Here is a 647-nt window from a genome sequence, read left to right on the forward strand (position 1 = left end):
CATGCCTATGCATCTGAGTCAGTTTTGGCCTATTCTTATAGTATAAATCAAGACTAGAAGTGAGATTTGCTATGAAAATGCCTGAAACGAGTTTTTTTGAATGGCAACGTCAATTCAGCGCTGAAATTGATTGCTTAAATCACATTAAGAAAATGAGATGGCCTAATGGTTTTGTTTGCCCTAGATGCTCTTGTGAGCATGCCTATGAGCTTACAACCCGCAATTTATATGAATGCAGTCAATGTCATAAACAAACATCGGTCACAGCAGACACATTATTCCACGGTAGCCGTATTCCTATCACTAAGTGGTTTTGGGCTATCTACTTTTTAGGCTCAGATAAAGGCAGTATTTCAGCATTAAGACTGAGCAAGCACATTGAAGTTAATTGGCGAACGGCACGTTTGATATTAAGCAAGCTGAGAACAGCTATGGGCCATAGAGACAGCTTATATAGACTGTCAGGCGTTATTGAAATTGATGATGCGTTAGTGGGTGGCAAAAGCAAGGGCAAGCGTGGACGTGGAGCTGGAGGTAAAACACCTGTTTTAGTTGCCGTTGAAAGCAAAGGAAAAAGAGCTGGATTTATTGCTATGCAGGCTGTGAATAGCGTTTGCCATGATAGTGTTGAACAGTTCGTTGCCAAA

At 41.1% G+C, this 647-nt stretch carries 1 protein-coding gene; it reads left to right on the forward strand.

The features are described 5' to 3' along the window. Positions 1–71 precede the first annotated feature (71 nt). On the forward strand, positions 72–647 hold a 576-nt coding region (locus AAEY93_RS20335; RefSeq protein WP_351079442.1), incomplete at its 3' end, for an IS1595 family transposase.

The organism is Shewanella sp. CAL98-MNA-CIBAN-0140 (genome assembly GCF_040309905.1).
Lineage (GTDB): Bacteria > Pseudomonadota > Gammaproteobacteria > Enterobacterales > Shewanellaceae > Shewanella > Shewanella psychromarinicola.